The 16,583-nt window shown below is 62.3% G+C and carries 15 protein-coding genes; 13 read left to right on the top strand and 2 right to left on the bottom strand.

The genetic code is table 11. From position 1 onward, the window contains the following. Positions 1 to 6 precede the first annotated feature (6 nt). The 8 genes from NKI08_RS24725 (at position 7) to NKI08_RS24690 (ending at position 7,247) form a co-directional block, all read left to right on the top strand. On the top strand, positions 7 to 1,392 hold the full coding sequence (locus NKI08_RS24725) for a pyruvate dehydrogenase complex E1 component subunit beta (RefSeq protein ID WP_352772873.1): 1,386 nt from the start codon (positions 7 to 9) through the stop codon (positions 1,390 to 1,392). 18 nt (positions 1,393 to 1,410) lie between these two features. Then, complete coding sequence (locus NKI08_RS24720; protein ID WP_352772870.1) at positions 1,411 to 2,787, top strand: pyruvate dehydrogenase complex dihydrolipoamide acetyltransferase; 1,377 nt, start codon at positions 1,411 to 1,413, stop codon at positions 2,785 to 2,787. Between the two features lie 17 nt (positions 2,788 to 2,804). Further along, positions 2,805 to 3,224: a hypothetical protein gene (locus NKI08_RS24715; RefSeq protein WP_352772867.1), complete on the top strand. Its 420-nt coding sequence runs from the start codon at positions 2,805 to 2,807 to the stop codon at positions 3,222 to 3,224. Beyond that, positions 3,221 to 3,859 carry an SGNH/GDSL hydrolase family protein gene (locus NKI08_RS24710; protein WP_023675083.1) on the top strand — a complete coding sequence of 213 codons (639 nt, stop codon included), beginning with the start codon at positions 3,221 to 3,223 and terminating at the stop codon, positions 3,857 to 3,859. The genes NKI08_RS24715 and NKI08_RS24710 overlap by 4 nt, the downstream gene beginning before the upstream one ends. Positions 3,860 to 3,870: 11 nt before the next feature. Beyond that, positions 3,871 to 5,316 carry a dihydrolipoyl dehydrogenase gene (lpdA, locus tag NKI08_RS24705; protein WP_352471838.1) on the top strand — a complete coding sequence of 482 codons (1,446 nt, stop codon included), beginning with the start codon at positions 3,871 to 3,873 and terminating at the stop codon, positions 5,314 to 5,316. 98 nt (positions 5,317 to 5,414) lie between these two features. Further along, positions 5,415 to 5,672, top strand: a complete 258-nt coding sequence (locus NKI08_RS24700) for a GlsB/YeaQ/YmgE family stress response membrane protein (protein WP_023675081.1) — start codon at positions 5,415 to 5,417, stop codon at positions 5,670 to 5,672. A gap of 137 nt (positions 5,673 to 5,809) precedes the next feature. Next, positions 5,810 to 6,775 carry a lipoyl synthase gene (gene lipA / locus NKI08_RS24695; RefSeq protein WP_352471839.1) on the top strand — a complete coding sequence of 322 codons (966 nt, stop codon included), beginning with the start codon at positions 5,810 to 5,812 and terminating at the stop codon, positions 6,773 to 6,775. Between the two features lie 10 nt (positions 6,776 to 6,785). Further along, the gene (locus NKI08_RS24690; protein ID WP_352471840.1) at positions 6,786 to 7,247 is read left to right on the top strand and encodes a type II toxin-antitoxin system RatA family toxin; all 462 of its coding nucleotides are present in this window, start codon (positions 6,786 to 6,788) and stop codon (positions 7,245 to 7,247) included. Here the strand turns inward: NKI08_RS24690 and NKI08_RS24685 are convergent. Together NKI08_RS24685 and NKI08_RS24680 are read right to left on the bottom strand one after the other, a co-directional pair. Continuing rightward, complete coding sequence (locus NKI08_RS24685) at positions 7,223 to 7,732, bottom strand: CinA family protein (protein ID WP_352772862.1); 510 nt, start codon at positions 7,730 to 7,732, stop codon at positions 7,223 to 7,225. The genes NKI08_RS24690 and NKI08_RS24685 overlap by 25 nt on opposite strands. Then, on the bottom strand, positions 7,729 to 8,949 hold the full coding sequence (locus NKI08_RS24680; RefSeq protein ID WP_352772860.1) for a bifunctional 2-C-methyl-D-erythritol 4-phosphate cytidylyltransferase/2-C-methyl-D-erythritol 2,4-cyclodiphosphate synthase: 1,221 nt from the start codon (positions 8,947 to 8,949) through the stop codon (positions 7,729 to 7,731). Before NKI08_RS24680 ends, NKI08_RS24685 begins: the two co-directional genes overlap by 4 nt. A 179-nt stretch (positions 8,950 to 9,128) precedes the next feature. Here NKI08_RS24680 and dusB point away from each other — a divergent pair, with 179 nt between their 5' ends. From dusB to ntrX, 5 genes are all read left to right on the top strand, one after another. After that, positions 9,129 to 10,154 carry a tRNA dihydrouridine synthase DusB gene (gene dusB, locus NKI08_RS24675; RefSeq protein WP_352772857.1) on the top strand — a complete coding sequence of 342 codons (1,026 nt, stop codon included), beginning with the start codon at positions 9,129 to 9,131 and terminating at the stop codon, positions 10,152 to 10,154. Beyond that, positions 10,151 to 11,293 (top strand): two-component system sensor histidine kinase NtrB, encoded by a 1,143-nt coding sequence (locus NKI08_RS24670; RefSeq protein ID WP_023675075.1) that lies wholly within the window; start codon positions 10,151 to 10,153, stop codon positions 11,291 to 11,293. Before dusB ends, NKI08_RS24670 begins: the two co-directional genes overlap by 4 nt. Next, positions 11,290 to 12,750, top strand: a complete 1,461-nt coding sequence (gene ntrC, locus NKI08_RS24665; protein ID WP_254817199.1) for a nitrogen regulation protein NR(I) — start codon at positions 11,290 to 11,292, stop codon at positions 12,748 to 12,750. Before NKI08_RS24670 ends, ntrC begins: the two co-directional genes overlap by 4 nt. Positions 12,751 to 12,878: 128 nt before the next feature. Next, positions 12,879 to 15,164 carry a sensor histidine kinase NtrY-like gene (locus tag NKI08_RS24660; protein WP_352502927.1) on the top strand — a complete coding sequence of 762 codons (2,286 nt, stop codon included), beginning with the start codon at positions 12,879 to 12,881 and terminating at the stop codon, positions 15,162 to 15,164. Further along, positions 15,154 to 16,515 (top strand): nitrogen assimilation response regulator NtrX, encoded by a 1,362-nt coding sequence (gene ntrX / locus NKI08_RS24655; protein WP_352471845.1) that lies wholly within the window; start codon positions 15,154 to 15,156, stop codon positions 16,513 to 16,515. Before NKI08_RS24660 ends, ntrX begins: the two co-directional genes overlap by 11 nt. The last annotated feature ends 68 nt before the right edge of the window (positions 16,516 to 16,583 follow it).

Genomic DNA, 16,583 nt, shown 5'->3' with positions numbered 1-16,583 from the left:
AAGGACATGCCGATCGAAATTCTCATGCCCGCCCTCTCGCCGACCATGGAAGAGGGTAATGTTTCCAAGTGGTTGAAGAAAGAGGGCGACAAGGTCGCGGCGGGTGACGCCATTGCCGAGATTGAGACCGACAAGGCAACGATGGAAGTCGAAGCCGTGGACGACGGTACGCTTGCCAAGATCGTGGTTCCTGCCGGCACCGAGGGTGTCAAAGTCAACACGCTGATCGCCGTGCTGGCCGTCGATGGCGAAGACATCGACGAGGCAGGCGAAGGTATCGGCGAGGAGGCTATTGAGTCGCAAGCGGAAGCGCCCGCGGCTGCTCCGGCCAAGAACGAAGCGGCAGCACCTGTTGCCGCCTCGCCCAAGCTGGAAATTGCCGCCGATCCGGACATCCCGGCCGGCACCGAAATGGTCTCGACCACAGTGCGTGAAGCCTTGCGCGATGCAATGGCGGAGGAAATGCGCCGCGACGGCGACGTCTTCGTCATGGGCGAGGAAGTCGCCGAGTACCAGGGCGCCTACAAGATCACACAAGGCCTGTTGCAGGAATTCGGTCCGCGGCGCGTAGTCGACACGCCGATCACCGAGCACGGCTTTGCCGGCGTTGGTGTTGGCGCGGCGATGGCCGGCCTGAAGCCGATCGTCGAATTCATGACCTTCAACTTCGCCATGCAGGCGATCGACCAGATCATCAATTCAGCCGCCAAGACGCTCTACATGTCCGGCGGCCAGATGGGCGCCCCGATCGTCTTTCGCGGCCCGAACGGCGCGGCTGCCCGCGTCGCCGCGCAGCATTCGCAATGCTATGCCGCCTGGTACAGCCATATTCCCGGCCTGAAGGTGGTGATGCCCTATACCGCCGCCGACGCCAAGGGTCTGCTCAAGGCGGCGATCCGTGACCCGAACCCGGTCATCTTCCTCGAGAACGAAATCCTTTACGGCCACTCCTTCGACGTGCCGAAGATGGACGATTTCGTGCTGCCGATCGGCAAGGCGCGCATTCACAAATCCGGCAAGGACGTGACCATCGTCTCGTTCGGCATCGGCATGACCTACGCGATCAAGGCCGAGGCGGAGTTGCGCGGCATGGGCATCGATGCCGAGATAATCGACTTGCGCACCATCCGCCCGCTCGACTTCGACACGATCATCGCCTCGGTCAAAAAGACCAATCGCCTCGTGGTGGTCGAGGAAGGCTTTCCGCAGAACTCGGTCGGCGACCATGTCGCCAATCAGGTCTCGCAGCGCGCCTTCGATTTCCTCGATGCACCGGTCATTACAATTGCCGGCAAGGACGTGCCGATGCCCTATGCGGCGAACCTCGAAAAGCTGGCGCTGCCCAATGTCGGCGAGGTCGTCGAGGCGGTCAAAGCCGTCACGTATCGCTGAGCAGGGCGGGAGGACAAAATGCCGATCAACATCACCATGCCGGCGCTTTCGCCCACAATGGAAGAGGGCAACCTTTCCAAGTGGCTGGTCAAGGAAGGCGACAAGGTCTCGCCGGGCGACGTGATTGCCGAGATCGAGACGGACAAGGCAACGATGGAAGTCGAAGCCGTCGACGAAGGCACGGTTGCCAAGCTGGTGGTTCCGGCCGGCACTGAAGGCGTCAAGGTCAATGCGCTGATCGCGGTGTTGGCGGCTGAGGGCGAGGATGCGGCGGCCGTCGCGAAAAGCGGTGACGGCGCCGCGCCGGCAAAGGCTGAGGCTCCGAAAGCGGAAGCCGCCAAAGCGGAAACATCAAAACCCGAAGCGTCGAAGCAGGAGCCTGCCGCACCTGCGCCTGAGGCGGAAGCGGTGCCGGTCGCCAACGGCCACGCAAACGGTGAGCGCATCTTCGCCTCGCCGCTGGCCCGGCGCATCGCCAGCGAAGCTGGTATAGATGTCGCGGCGCTGACAGGCTCCGGCCCCCGCGGCCGCGTGGTAAAGGCCGATGTCGATGCCGCAATTTCCAGTGGCGGCGCCAAGGCGGCACCAGCAGCAAAAGCGGCGCCCGCTGGCGCTCCGGCACCTGCGGCCGCAGCGCCCAAGGCAATGTCGGACGAGCAGGTGCTCAAACTGTTTGCCGAAGGCTCCTACGAGCTGGTCCCCCACGATAATATGCGCAAGACCATTGCGCGGCGGCTGGTCGAGGCCAAAACCACCATCCCGCATTTCTATCTGACGCTCGACTGCGAGCTCGACGCGCTTCTGGCCCTGCGCACGCAGATCAATGCGGCCGCCCCGGTGAAGAAGACCGAGAAGGGCGAAACGCCGGCCTACAAGCTTTCGGTCAACGACATGGTCATCAAGGCTCTGGCCATGGCGCTGATGGCGGTACCGGACGCCAATGCGTCGTGGACAGAAAACGCCATGGTCAAGCACAAGCATGCCGATGTCGGCGTTGCCGTATCGATCCCCGGCGGCCTGATCACCCCGATCATCCGGCGTGCCGACGAAAAGACGCTGTCCGTCATCTCCAGCGAGATGAAGGATCTTGCCGGCCGCGCCCGCAGCCGCAAGCTGAAGCCGGAAGAATATCAGGGCGGCACCACGGCGGTGTCCAATCTCGGCATGTTCGGCATCAAGGATTTTTCTGCCGTCATCAACCCGCCGCATGCGACGATCCTGGCGGTCGGCGCCGGCGAGCAACGCGCGGTGGTCAAGAACGGCGAGATCAAGATCGCCACGGTCATGTCGGTGACGTTGTCGACCGATCACCGCGCCGTCGACGGTGCGCTCGGCGCCGAGCTGCTCGTCGCCTTCAAACGCATGGTCGAAAACCCGATGGGCATGCTGGTTTAAGAGAGGGGAACAGGGCGGTGCGGAAATTCTTCACCAGCCTTTTTGCCTTCTTTCTTTCCGGTTTGGCGGGCGGATTGGTGGCGCAGTGGCTCGCCGTCGCCACCAATGCCGACGTAGAGTACATCCTTGTGTTCATGATCTCTGCTCTCGTCACCGTCCTCGTGACGGTCGCGTTCTTCATCGCACAATTCATGTCGGACCCACGACGGGCAACAAACCTGACGGCGACCATAGGGGTAGCGTTTTTTGTGCTCGTTGGAGTTGCCCTGATCGGCTGGACTTTCTCCCAGCCCCCAGGCAAGAGCCAGGGGTCGGGCGATCTTCCCGTAGTCGCCGGTCTCGTCCTGCCAGGCATCGCTACGGTGCTGGTCCAGTGGCTTTTCGTCCGCTGGCGATTGGCGCGCTCGCAACCGGGTTTCGGCGGGGCAGGCACATGAAGACGGTCCTCTGCTACGGCGATTCGCTTACCTGGGGCTATGACGCGGCAAACCTCGGCCGGCATCCGCTGGAAGATCGCTGGCCGAGCGTGCTGCAGGCAGCGTTGGGCAGCGGCGTCGAGGTCATCGCCGAAGGCCTGAATGGCCGAACCACCGCCTTCGACGATCACTTGGCCGGGGCGGACCGTAATGGCGCAAGGCTGTTGCCAACCATCCTGACGACGCACGCACCGATCGACTTGATCGTCATCATGCTCGGCGCCAACGATATGAAGCCGTGGATTCATGGTAATCCGGTCGCGGCCAAGCAAGGCATGCAACGCCTGATCGATATCGTGCGCGGTCACGATTACCCGTTCGATTGGCCGGCGCCGCAGATCCTGATCGTCGCGCCGCCCGTAGTCAGCCGCACGGAAAACGCCGAGTTCAAGGAAATGTTCGCCGGCGGCGATGACGCGTCAAAGCGGCTGGCGCCGCAATATTCCGCCCTTGCCGACGAGGCCGGCTGCGGCTTCTTCGATGCCGGCACGGTAGCCAAAACCACGCCGCTCGACGGCGTCCACCTGGACGCAGAAAACACGCGGAACGTCGGGCAAGCGCTGGCGCCGCTCGTGCGCCTCATGTTGGAATTGTGAAGGAGAAAGCCGTGGCTGAGAACTACGACGTCATCATCATCGGCTCCGGCCCCGGCGGCTATGTCACTGCAGTGCGTTCGGCCCAGCTTGGCTTCAAGACGGCGATCGTCGAGCGCGAGCACTTGGGCGGCATCTGCCTCAACTGGGGCTGCATTCCGACCAAAGCGCTTCTGCGCTCCGCCGAGATCATGCACTATTCGGATCATCTGAAGGACTACGGCCTGAAGATCGATGGCAAGGTCAGCGTCGACACAGCCGCCGTCGTCGATCGCTCGCGAAAGGTCTCGCTGCGGCTCAACGGCGGCGTCGGCTTCCTGATGAAAAAGAACAAGGTTGACGTCATCTGGGGCGAAGCCAAGCTGACCAAACCTGGCGAGATCGTCGTGTCGAAATCGTCGAAGAAGCCGATGGAGCCGCAGCCGCCGGCGCCCAAGGGCGTCAAGGGCGAGGGCACCTACAGCGCCAAGCACATCATTCTGGCGACCGGAGCGAGGCCGCGCGCATTGCCCGGCATCGAGCCGGACGGCAAGTTGATCTGGACCTATTTCGAGGCCATGGTGCCGAAAGAGATGCCGAAATCGCTGCTGGTGATGGGCTCGGGCGCCATCGGCATCGAGTTCGCCTCGTTCTACCGCACCATGGGCGCCGAGGTGACGGTGGTCGAACTGCTGCCGGCTGTGATGCCGGTCGAGGACGCCGAGGTCTCGAAATTCGCGCAGAAGCAGTTCGAGAAGCAGGGCATGAAGATCATTCTAGAAGCCAAGGTGACCAAGGTCGAGCAGGGCACTAACTCGGTCACGGCGCATGTCGAGATGAAGGACGGCAAGGTCGAGAAGATCACCGCCGATCGTATGATCTCGGCCGTCGGCGTACAGGGTAACATCGAAAACCTCGGCCTCGAGACGCTCGGCGTGAAGACGGACCGCGGTTGCGTCGTCGTCGACGGCTACGGCAAGACAAATGTGCCGGGCGTCTACGCCATCGGCGACGTTGCCGGACCGCCGATGCTCGCCCACAAGGCCGAGCATGAGGGCGTGGTCTGTGTGGAAAAGATCGCCAATTTCCCCGGCGTGCATGCCATCGACAAGCTGAAGATCCCGGGCTGCACCTATTGCAATCCGCAAGTCGCCTCGGTCGGACTGACGGAAGCCAAAGCGAAAGCCGATGGCAAGGACATCCGCGTCGGCCGCTTCCAGTTCGCCGCAAACGGCAAGGCGATTGCGCTGGGCGAAGACCAAGGCTTCGTCAAGACCATTTTCGACAAGAAGACCGGCCAGTTGCTGGGTGCCCACATGGTCGGCGCAGAAGTAACCGAACTGATCCAGGGCTTCGTCGTGGCGATGAATCTGGAGACCACCGAGGAAGAGCTGATGCACACGATCTTCCCGCACCCGACGCTGTCGGAGATGATGAAGGAGAGTGTACTCGACGCCTATGGCCGCGCACTGAATGCATGATAAATTAGTTGGGCGAGTCTCACACGGAAGACACAGAGGAACTCGACGGCAGAGCAATTCGTTTCGCAGGCATCATCCATCATACAAGGAGAGGGCATATGGAAATGAACGGCGTGGGCTGGGTTGCAGCCATCATCATCGGCGGCCTGGCGGGATGGCTCGCCGAGATGGTCATGAAGAGCAATACCGGCATCCTCATGAACATCGTTCTCGGCATTGTCGGCGCAATAGTGTTGAATGCCATCTTGCAGGCCCTGAACATCGGCATCTTCGGCGTCGGCTGGATCGCCTATCTGATCACCGGCTTCATCGGTGCCTGCATTCTGATTGCGGTCGGACGACTGGTGCGCCGCTAACCTCTGTCGGCACTTGCTATGCGAAAAAGGCCACCGCGGCATGCGTGATCGCGGCCTTTTTCTTTTCGCCGAAAAGTCCTAGATGACGTGGGTAGAGCGAGCGCTGGACAAGCGCTTGCCAATGAGCCGGGTTTCACATGGTCACCGTCCTCGACACGATTGCCAATGCGCCGCGCCTGCGGCATCCCGAAAAGGCGCACAAGCCGGATCAGGACGTACTGCGCAAGCCTGACTGGATCCGCGTCAAGGCGCCGATGTCGAAAGGCTATGCCGAGACGCGCGAAATCGTGAAGTCTCACAAACTGGTGACGGTTTGCGAAGAGGCGGGCTGCCCCAATATCGGCGAGTGCTGGGAGAAGAAGCACGCCACCTTCATGATCATGGGCGAGATCTGCACGCGGGCCTGCGCCTTTTGCAATGTCGCCACCGGCATCCCGACCGCACTCGATCCCGACGAGCCGGCGCGCGTCGCGCATGCGGTCAAGCAAATGGGCTTGAGCCATGTCGTCATCACCTCCGTCGATCGCGACGATCTGGCCGACGGCGGGGCCCAGCATTTTGCTGATGTCATCCGTGCGATCAGGGCAGCAACCCCGTCGACGACGATCGAAATCCTGACGCCCGATTTCCTGCGCAAGGACGGTGCGCTGGAGATCGTGGTGGCGGCCAGGCCGGATGTTTTCAACCATAATCTCGAGACCGTGCCGTCTAACTATCTGACGGTTCGGCCGGGCGCGCGCTATTTCCACTCGATCAGGCTCTTGCAGCGGGTCAAGGAGCTTGACCCCTCGATCTTCACCAAGTCCGGCATCATGGTCGGCCTTGGCGAGGAGCGGAACGAAATTCTGCAGCTGATGGACGATTTGCGTTCGGCCAATGTCGACTTCATGACCATCGGCCAATATCTGCAGCCGTCGAAGAAGCACCATCCGGTGATCCGCTTCGTCACGCCGGAGGAATTCAAGTCCTTTGAGACGATCGGCAGGACCAAGGGCTTCCTGCTGGTAGCGTCGAGCCCGCTGACGCGCTCGTCGCACCATGCCGGGGACGACTTTGCCAGGTTGCGCGCGGCGCGCGAAGCGTTTCTCAAAAAGTCCGCCTAACACTGGTTTTATGCCACAATTCGAAGCCCATCGCCGCGTTGCGCATACGCCGGAGCAGATGTTCGCTCTGGTCGCCGATGTCGAATCCTATCCGCAATTCCTGCCGCTTTGCGAGGCACTGACGGTTCGCTCACGCAAGGAACGCGACGGGCGCACCTTGCTCATCGCCGACATGAGCATCGGCTACAAGGCGATCCGCGAGACCTTTACCACGCAGGTGCTGCTGAAGCCGGACGAGAACGCCATAGATGTCAAATACATCGACGGCCCTTTCAAATATCTGAGCAATGTCTGGCGCTTCGACCCGGCGGACGGCGCTGGTTGCAACGTCTGCTTCTTTATCGACTACGAGTTCAAGAGCCGCATTTTGGGTGCGTTGATGGGAACCATGTTCGACCGCGCCTTCCGCATGTTCTCCGAGGCGTTCGAGAAACGGGCCGAAATCATCTACGGCGCGCCATCGACGGCCTGATCCGCAGCGAGCGCGCGCAGACCCAGTTCAAGCGCATGACGGACCGTCTCCCGGCGGATGAAATCACGGCCCTTGTCGGCGAACAGCTGGCATTCGCTGACCACCGGCCGGCCAGCCACGGCAACGCCGAACCAGACCAGGCCGACAGGTTTTTCCGCAGAGCCGCCGTCCGGACCGGCGATGCCGGTCACCGCCAGGGCGAGCCCGGCCGGCGAATGCGCCAAGGCTCCGGCCGCCATCTCCACCGCAGTCTCGCGCGAGACCGCGCCGTGCGCCTCGAGTGTAGCGGCCGAGACGCCGAGCATCTCGGTCTTGGCCTGGTTGGAATAGGTGATGAAGCCGCGATCGACCACCGCGGAAGAGCCGGCGATGTCGGTCAGCGCGGCGATGATCATGCCGCCGGTGCAGCTCTCCGCCGTCGCCAGCATGATGCCGCGCTGCTGGCAGGCCTGAAGCAGGGCATCTGCGAGATCGCTATTGCTCACTCGGGGACATCCCCTGGAAACACAACGCTGGCGGTCGCGATGGCCGCTATGCCTTCCTCACGGCCGACGAAGCCGAGCTTCTCATTGGTTGTCGCCTTGATCGAGATGCGATTGCGCGAAATTCGCAGCATTGCCGAAAGCGCTTCGGTCATCGCCTCGCGATGTGGGCCGACGCGCGGCGCCTCGCAGATCAGGGTGATGTCGGCGTTGGCGATGCGCCCGCCGCGCGCGCGCACCAGCTTCACCGCGTGTTCGACGAAGATGCGTGAAGCGGCCCCCTTCCACTGCGGGTCGGAGGGCGGGAAATGCGTGCCGATGTCACCGGCGCCGCAGGTGGCCAGCAGGGCGTCGGTCAAGGCATGGAGACCGACATCGGCATCCGAATGGCCGGATAACTTCCTGTCGTGTGGAATGGCGACGCCGCACAGGGTGACATGGTCGCCGGGCTCGAACGCATGCACGTCATAGCCATTGCCGGTTCGGATGTCGGGAAAACGTGGGGCGCTGGAAAGCCGCTGATCCGCCATTGCAATATCCCGTGCCCAGGTCAGTTTGACATTATCCGGCGAGCCGGGAACGATCTTCACCGGAATATGCGCCCATTCGGCGATTGCCGCATCGTCGGTGAAATCCGCTTTGCCCAGATGATGAGCCTTTTCGTGCGCAGCCAGGATCGGCCAGAACGGAAAGCCTTGCGGTGTCTGTGCGGCATGAAGCCCGGCCCTGGACACGGTTTCGCCGATCATGCCTTCGGCCGTTTCGCGCTTGAGCGTATCGGCAACGGGCAAGGCAGGCAGTGCTCCCTGGCGCTCGCCAATGGCGGCGATCGTGCGGTCTATCAGTTCCGCGTCGACAAACGGCCGAGCCGCATCATGGATCAGCACCCGGCCCGGCGCATGGCTTCTCAACGCCAGCAGTCCAAGGCGGACGGACTCCTGCCGTGACGTACCGCCAGTCACCGCGACGACACGGTCGGCGTTCGCGCCGGCGGCGCGGCGGAAAAGCGCGTCGTCTTCGGCATGTATAGCAACGACGACAGCTCCAATTTTCGGATGCGTCAGAAAGGCGTCGAGCGTGCGTGCGATAACGGCGCCGCCGCCAATCTGCTGGTACTGCTTCGGCCCATTGGCCTGTCCGGCGCGCGCGCCGCGGCCGGCGGCAACGATGACCACCGCGACCTTGTCGTCCGCAGCTTGCTTTTCGCTCACATCTCTCATGCCGAGACGCTTAGCGCATGATCCCGAAAAGTGGTATCGCTTTCGGAAGACCTAGGATTGATGCTATCCGGCGATCCTTTTTTCCCAAATGCGCCTTAATGTCACGACATTGCGCGTTGCACATTGCCGCCGTTCTGGCTAGAGAATGTGCAGCAACCGAAGGTGCTTGGTTTTTGTGCATGCCTGATGTGACCAAATTGGCTTCGCCGCTGGATGTGGGTGGCGTGAGAATCCGCAATCGCGTATTTCTCGCGCCCATGTCGGGCATCACCGACGAACCGTTCCGGCAACGCGCCCATGCGCATGGCGCCGGGCTGGTCGTATCGGAAATGGTGGCGAGCGGCGAGCTTGCAAAGGGCAGGGCTGGTTCCGGCCTGCGCATCCGTCATTCCGGGCTGCCTATCCACATGGTCCAGCTTGCCGGCCGTGAGGCGGCGCACATGGCCGAGGGCGCGCGAATCGCAGCCGGCGAAGGCGCCGACATCATCGACATCAACATGGGCTGTCCGGCCAAGAAGGTGACGGGCGGCTATGCCGGTTCGGCACTTATGCGAGACCTCGACCACGCGCTGTCGCTGATCGAAGCGGTAGTCGGCGCGGTCGACGTGCCGGTCACGGTCAAAATGCGGCTCGGCTGGGACGAAGGCGCGCTCAACGCGCCAATGCTGGCGCGACGCGCCGAGCAGGCCGGGGTAATGATGGTGACGGTACACGGCCGCACGCGTTGCCAGTTCTATCAGGGCAGGGCCGACTGGCGTGCCATCGCACGCGTCAAGCAGGCCGTCTCGATCCCTGTGGTTGCCAATGGCGATGTCGGATCGCCGGCGGAGGCAGCGTCGATCCTCGAGCAGTCTGGCGCCGACGCGGTGATGGTCGGCCGCGCGCACTATGGCGCGCCTTGGACGGCCGGCAGCATTGTAGCGGCCGCGCTGGCCGAGCCGGTATCCGGCATGCCGGAAAGCCCGCAAGCGCTGTCCGACTACGTCATTGCCCATTACGAAGACATGCTGGCGCTTTATGGCGAGGAAAGCGGAGTGCGCCAGGCGCGCAAGCATCTCGGTTGGTATCTCGACCGCCACGCCGCCACAAGCGACGACCGGCGCAAGGCCATACTCACGTCTTTCGAGCCTGGGCGCGTCATAGCCTTGCTGCGCGACGTATTTTCGAGCGCTCCCGAAGCGGCGAACCTGCGGAGTGCGGCATGAACGCCACCGTCACACAGAGCACGGATATGGCGGACGCCGCGCATATTGTGCTCAACACCATTCGTCGGCCGGTGATCATGGTCGATCCGCAAGGCTTCATCACCTTCGCCAATGCCGATGCCGAGGATTTTTTCCGTTCGAGCGCCACGATGCTCGCCCGCAACACGCTGCACAAGCTCATTCCTTTCGGCAGCCCGCTGCTGACGCTTGTCGACCAGGTGCGCGAGCGCCGGGCGCCAGTCAACGAATACCGGGTGGACGTGTCGTCGCCGCGGCTCGGCATCGAGAAGGTGGTCGATCTCTACGTCGCGCCTGTGACGGAATTTCCAGGCTCCGTCGTGGTAATGTTCCAGGAACGCTCAATGGCCGACAAGATCGACCGGCAGATGACGCATCGCGGTGCGGCGCGCTCGGTCACCGGCCTTGCCGCGATGCTTGCCCATGAGATCAAGAACCCGCTGTCCGGCATTCGTGGTGCCGCGCAGCTGCTTGAACTGTCGGCGTCCGACGAGGATCGCGCACTGACCAGGCTGATCACCGACGAGACCGACCGCATTGTCTCGCTGGTCGACCGCATGGAGGTGTTTTCGGACGAGCGGCCGATCGACCGCTACCCCGTCAACATCCATGTCGTGCTCGACCATGTCAAGGCAATCGCCAAGAACGGTTTTGCCAAACGGATCAAGATATTGGAGGATTATGATCCATCATTGCCTCCGGTTTTTGCCAATCGCGACCAGCTCATCCAGGTCTTCCTCAATCTGGTAAAAAATGCCGCCGAGGCGATCGGCAGCGATCCACAGGGCGAGATCATGCTGTCGACCGCCTTCCGCCCGGGCATTCGCGTTTCTGTGCCCGGAACACAGGACCGCGTGTCGCTGCCATTGGAATTCTGCGTGCGCGACAACGGTTCGGGTGTCTCCGAGGATATCCTGCCGATCCTGTTCGATCCCTTCATCACCACCAAGCCGAACGGCTCCGGTCTCGGTCTGGCGCTGGTCGCAAAGATCGTCGGCGAGCATGGCGGCATCATTGAATGCGAATCGACGCCGCGCGGGACCACCTTCCGTATCCTGATGCCGGCATGGAAAGAAACCCAGTTTGGCACCGACGACGACGGTGAAGGAGACCGCAAATGACCGTTCGCGGCAATATTCTCGTCGCTGACGACGATGCGGCCATCCGCACAGTCCTCAACCAGGCGCTTTCGCGCGTCGGTCACGACGTGCGCGTCACCTCCAATGCCTCGACGCTGTGGCGCTGGGTGGCGGCGGGCGAGGGCGATCTGGTCATCACCGACGTTGTCATGCCCGACGAGAACGCCTTCGACATGCTGCCGCGCATCAAGAAGGCGCGACCGGAACTGCCGGTCATCGTCATGAGTGCGCAGAACACGTTCATGACCGCGATCCGGGCCTCCGAAACCGGAGCCTATGAATATCTGCCGAAACCGTTCGACCTGACGGAACTGCTCAACATCGTCAACCGCGCGCTTTCCGAGCCGCGGCGGCCCAAGATCGATACGCGTGCCGACGAGCCGCCTGAAACGATGCCGCTGGTCGGCCGCTCGGCGGCCATGCAGGACATCTACCGCATGCTGGCGCGCATGATGCAGACCGACCTGACGGTGATGATCTCGGGCGAATCGGGTACCGGCAAGGAACTGGTGGCGCGCGCGCTGCATGAATATGGCCGTCGTCGTGGTGGCCCCTTCGTCGCCATCAACATGGCGGCGATCCCACGCGACCTGATCGAATCGGAACTATTCGGGCACGAGAAGGGCGCCTTTACTGGCGCACAGAACCGCTCCACTGGCCGTTTCGAGCAGGCCGAAGGCGGCACGCTCTTCCTCGACGAGATCGGCGACATGCCGATGGAAGCGCAGACGCGGCTGCTGCGTGTGCTGCAGCAGGGCGAATACACCACGGTCGGCGGCCGCACGCCGATCAAGACCGACGTGCGCATCGTGGCTGCCACCAACAAGGACCTGCGCACGCTGATCAATCAGGGGCTTTTCCGCGAGGACCTGTTCTACCGCTTGAACGTTGTGCCGCTCAGGCTGCCGGCGCTGCGCGAGCGCTCGGAGGACATTCCGGACCTCGTCCGCCACTTCTTCAAGCTCGGCGTCAGTGAAGGCTTGCAGACCAAGCGCATTTCCACCGGCGGCATCGAGCTGATGAAGCGCTACCCATGGCCCGGTAATGTGCGCGAACTCGAAAATCTCATCCGCAGGCTGGCCGCACTGTATTCGCAGGACGAGATCTCCGCGGAGATCATCGAGGCGGAGTTGAAGACCGGCGAAAGGCCTGTCGTTCCAGGTGGCGGCAACCTCATTCCCGACGACCTTTCCATCGGCCAGGCGGTGGAGCATTTCCTGCAACGCTATTTTGCCTCGTTTGCCGGCGACTTGCCCCCGGCCGGGCTCTATCAGCGAATCCTCTCCGAGGTCGAATATCCGCTGGTCCTCGCCTCGATGACCGCAACGCGCGGTAACCAGATCAAGGCTGCGGAATTGCTGGGGCTCAACCGCAACACGCTGCGCAAGAAGATTCGCGAACTCGGCGTCAACGTCTACAAGTCGTCCAGGCAGGTCTAGACGAATCCCTTTAAGAGCGCTTTCCAGGGGATCGATTGCCGAAAGATTTCCGTCTCGGCCACACTTGTTGCATAATCGCCACAATGCGTTGCATACATCCGACGCAATCACTGGCTCTAGACGGCGACATGGCCCTGCACGCACCGACACTGAGCAAATCGCTTTTCAGCAATACCGGCGCGCGAGACGGTCGCCGGCTGCTTGCGCTGCCGGGCGTGATCGCCGTTGCCGGTGCGCTGGTGACGGCGGCGATCTCCTTCGCCATTCTGGTCGGCGCGACGCCGATCACGCCCGACGCGAGGACGACGCTGGCGCTGATTGCGCTTAATGCGGCGTTCGTCCTGTTTCTGATCTTGCTGGTCGGCCGCGAGGTGCATCGCATCCTGATGGCACGCCGGCACGGCAAGGCTGCGTCGCGCCTGCATGTCCGCATAGTCGCGATGTTTGCGCTGGTCGCCGCCATCCCCGCGATCATGGTGGCGATCATCGCGTCGATCACGCTCGACATCGGCCTCGACCGCTGGTTCGAGATCCGCACCAAGACGATCGTCAATTCGTCGTTGTCGATCGCCGACGCCTATGTGCAGGAAAACGCGCGAAATCTTCAGGGCACGACGTTGTCGATGGCTTACGACCTCGACGCTTCGCGCACGCTCTACGGTCTCGATCGCACCGGGTTCCTCGATCTCATGAACAAGGAGGCGGTGGGACGCTCGCTGGCGCACGCAGCACTCATCAAGCCCGATGGTTCCTTCGTTATGAGCGCCAAGACCGACGCGGACTTTGCCATGCCGGAGCCGCCTGAGGGCGCCGTGGCAAGCGCTGCCGACGGCAAGCCGGTGCTGATAGAGCCGCGCACCCGCAACATCATGGGTGCGATCGTCAAGCTGCGCGAGATCGACGGGCTCTATCTCTACACCATCCGCCTCGTCGATCCCGAGGTGATCAAGGCACGGCAGATCGTCAAATCCAACACCGCCGAATATCGCGGTCTCGAAGACAATCGCCGCACCTCGCAAGTGGCTTTCGCGCTTCCCTATCTGTCGCTGACGCTGATCATCATCCTGTCTGCCATCTGGACCGGCATTGCGGTGGCCGACCGCCTGGTGCGGCCGATTCGTCAGCTCATCGGCGCGGCCGACGAGGTCGCTACCGGCAATCTCGACGTGGCCGTGCCTGTCCGCCCCTCCGACGGTGACGTCGCCTCGCTCGGCGACACCTTCAACAAGATGCTGATGGAGCTGAAATCGCAGCGCAACGAGATCCTGTCGGCCAAGGATTTGATCGACGAGCGGCGGCGCTTTTCGGAGGCGGTGCTTGCCGGCGTCACCGCCGGGGTCATCGGCGTCGATCCATATGGCATCGTCACCATCGTCAACCGTTCGGCGGAAACGATGCTGGCCATATCCGCCACGGCAGCGCTTGGGCAGAACCTTTCGGCCGTGCTGCCGCATGTCGGCCGCGTCTTCGAGATCGGCCGCAAGTCGGGCAAGCCGGTCTATCGCGAACAGGTCACCTTCTATCGTGCCGGCACTGAACGGACCTTCAACGTACAGATCACGATCGAAGCCGGCGACGACGGTTCGGAGGATAAATCCTACGTCGTTACAGTCGATGACATTACCGATCTGGTCCAGGCACAGCGTTCCTCCGCATGGGCCGACGTGGCGCGACGCATCGCCCACGAGATCAAGAATCCACTGACGCCGATCCAGCTTTCGGCCGAGCGTATCAAGCGGCGTTACGGCAAAGTCATCACCGAGGACCGTGAGGTTTTCGATCAATGCACCGACACCATCATCCGGCAAGTGGAGGACATCGGCCGCATGGTCGACGAGTTCTCGGCGTTCGCCCGCATGCCGAAACCGGAAATGAAGGCCATCGATCTGCGCGATTCGTTGCGCGAAGCCTCGTTCCTGGTCGAAGTGAGCCGGGCCGACATCACCTTCGAGCGCGTCTTCGGCAATGAGCCGCTCAAAGGCACGTTCGACAGCCGGCTGATGGCGCAGGCTTTCGGCAACGTCATCAAGAATGCTGCCGAAGCCATCGACGGACTTGATGCAGAGGATCGTCCGCACGGCATAATCCGGATTCAAGCCGGGCGTCAGAATGGCGCGATTCGAATCGACGTCATCGACAACGGCAGGGGCTTGCCGCGCGAGAACCGGCAGCGCTTGCTCGAGCCTTACATGACGACACGCGAGAAAGGCACCGGGCTTGGCCTCGCTATCGTCAAGAAGATCGTGGAGGACCATGGCGGGCGACTCGAATTGCACGATGCACCAGCGGACTTCCACGATGGGCGGGGTGCAATGATCAGCATCATCCTGCCGGTTGCCGCCACCGTTCCGGTACGCGGCGAGGGCAAGACGGAACACGAAAAAGAAACTGAAAAGGTCGGTAATGGCGTCTGATATTCTCATCGTCGATGACGAGGAAGACATCCGCGAACTCGTCGCCGGTATCCTGAGCGACGAAGGTCACGAAACACGCACGGCGTTTGATGCCGACAGCGCGCTGGCGGCGGTCGCCGACCGGGCACCCAGGCTGATCTTCCTCGACATCTGGCTGCAGGGCTCGCGGCTCGATGGCCTGGCCTTGCTGGACGAGATCAAGACGATGCACCCGAACCTGCCGGTGGTAATGATCTCGGGCCACGGCAACATCGAAACGGCAGTCTCGGCCATCCGCCGCGGCGCCTATGATTTCATCGAAAAGCCATTCAAGGCCGACAGGCTGATCCTCATTGCCGAACGGGCGCTCGAAACCTCCAAATTGAGACGCGAGGTTTCGGATCTCAAGCTGCGCAGCGGCGAGACTTTCGACCTCATCGGCATGTCGTCGGCAATGAGCCAATTGCGCCAGACCATCGAGCGCGTCGCGCCGACCAACAGCCGCGTCATGATTATCGGCCCCTCCGGCTCGGGCAAGGAACTGGCGGCGCGCGCCATCCACGCACTGTCGGCGCGCAAGAGTGCACCGTTTGTGACGCTGAGCGCCGCCAACATCACGCCTGAGCGTATGGAGATCGAGTTGTTCGGCACCGAATCGAACGGCGTCGAACGCAAGGTCGGCGCGCTGGAGGAAGCCCATCGCGGCATTCTCTACATCGATGAAGTGGCCGACATGCCGCGTGAGACGCAAAACAAGATCCTGCGCGTGCTGGTCGAACAGCAGTTCGAGCGGGTAGGGGGCACCAAGCGGGTCAAGGTCGACGTGCGCATCGTCTCGTCGACCTCGCAGAACCTGGAAGCCATGATCGCCGACGGCCGTTTCCGTGAGGACCTTTATCATCGCCTGGCCGTGGTTCCGGTCATGGTGCCGGGACTGGCCGAGCGTCGCGAGGACATTCCTTATCTGGTCGACAATTTCATGAAGCAGATCGCTCGCCAGGCCGGCATCAAGCCGCGCCGCATCGGCGACGACGCGCTGGCGGTGCTGCAGGCGCATAACTGGCCGGGCAACGTTCGCCAGTTGCGCAACAATGTCGAGCGGCTGATGATCCTGGCGCGCGGCGACGATGTCGATGCGCCGATCACCGCCGATCTCCTGCCTGCCGAGATCGGCGACGTCATGCCGCGCACTCCAAACAAATCCGATCAGCACATAATGGCGCTGCCGCTGCGGGAAGCGCGCGAACAATTCGAGAAGGACTATCTGATCGCCCAGATCAACCGTTTTGGCGGCAATATCTCGAAGACGGCAGAGTTTATCGGCATGGAACGCTCTGCATTGCACCGCAAGCTGAAGTCGCTGGGCGTCTGACAGCCAAACCAGTCGTGGCCCACGCAATTATCGGTTACGGCGGTCTTGGAATCGCATAAGAAAGCTGG

It is taken from the genome of Mesorhizobium sp. M0768, from assembly GCF_040320195.1.
GTDB lineage: Bacteria > Pseudomonadota > Alphaproteobacteria > Rhizobiales > Rhizobiaceae > Mesorhizobium.
This window is presented reverse-complemented; position numbering and strand designations above follow the sequence as displayed.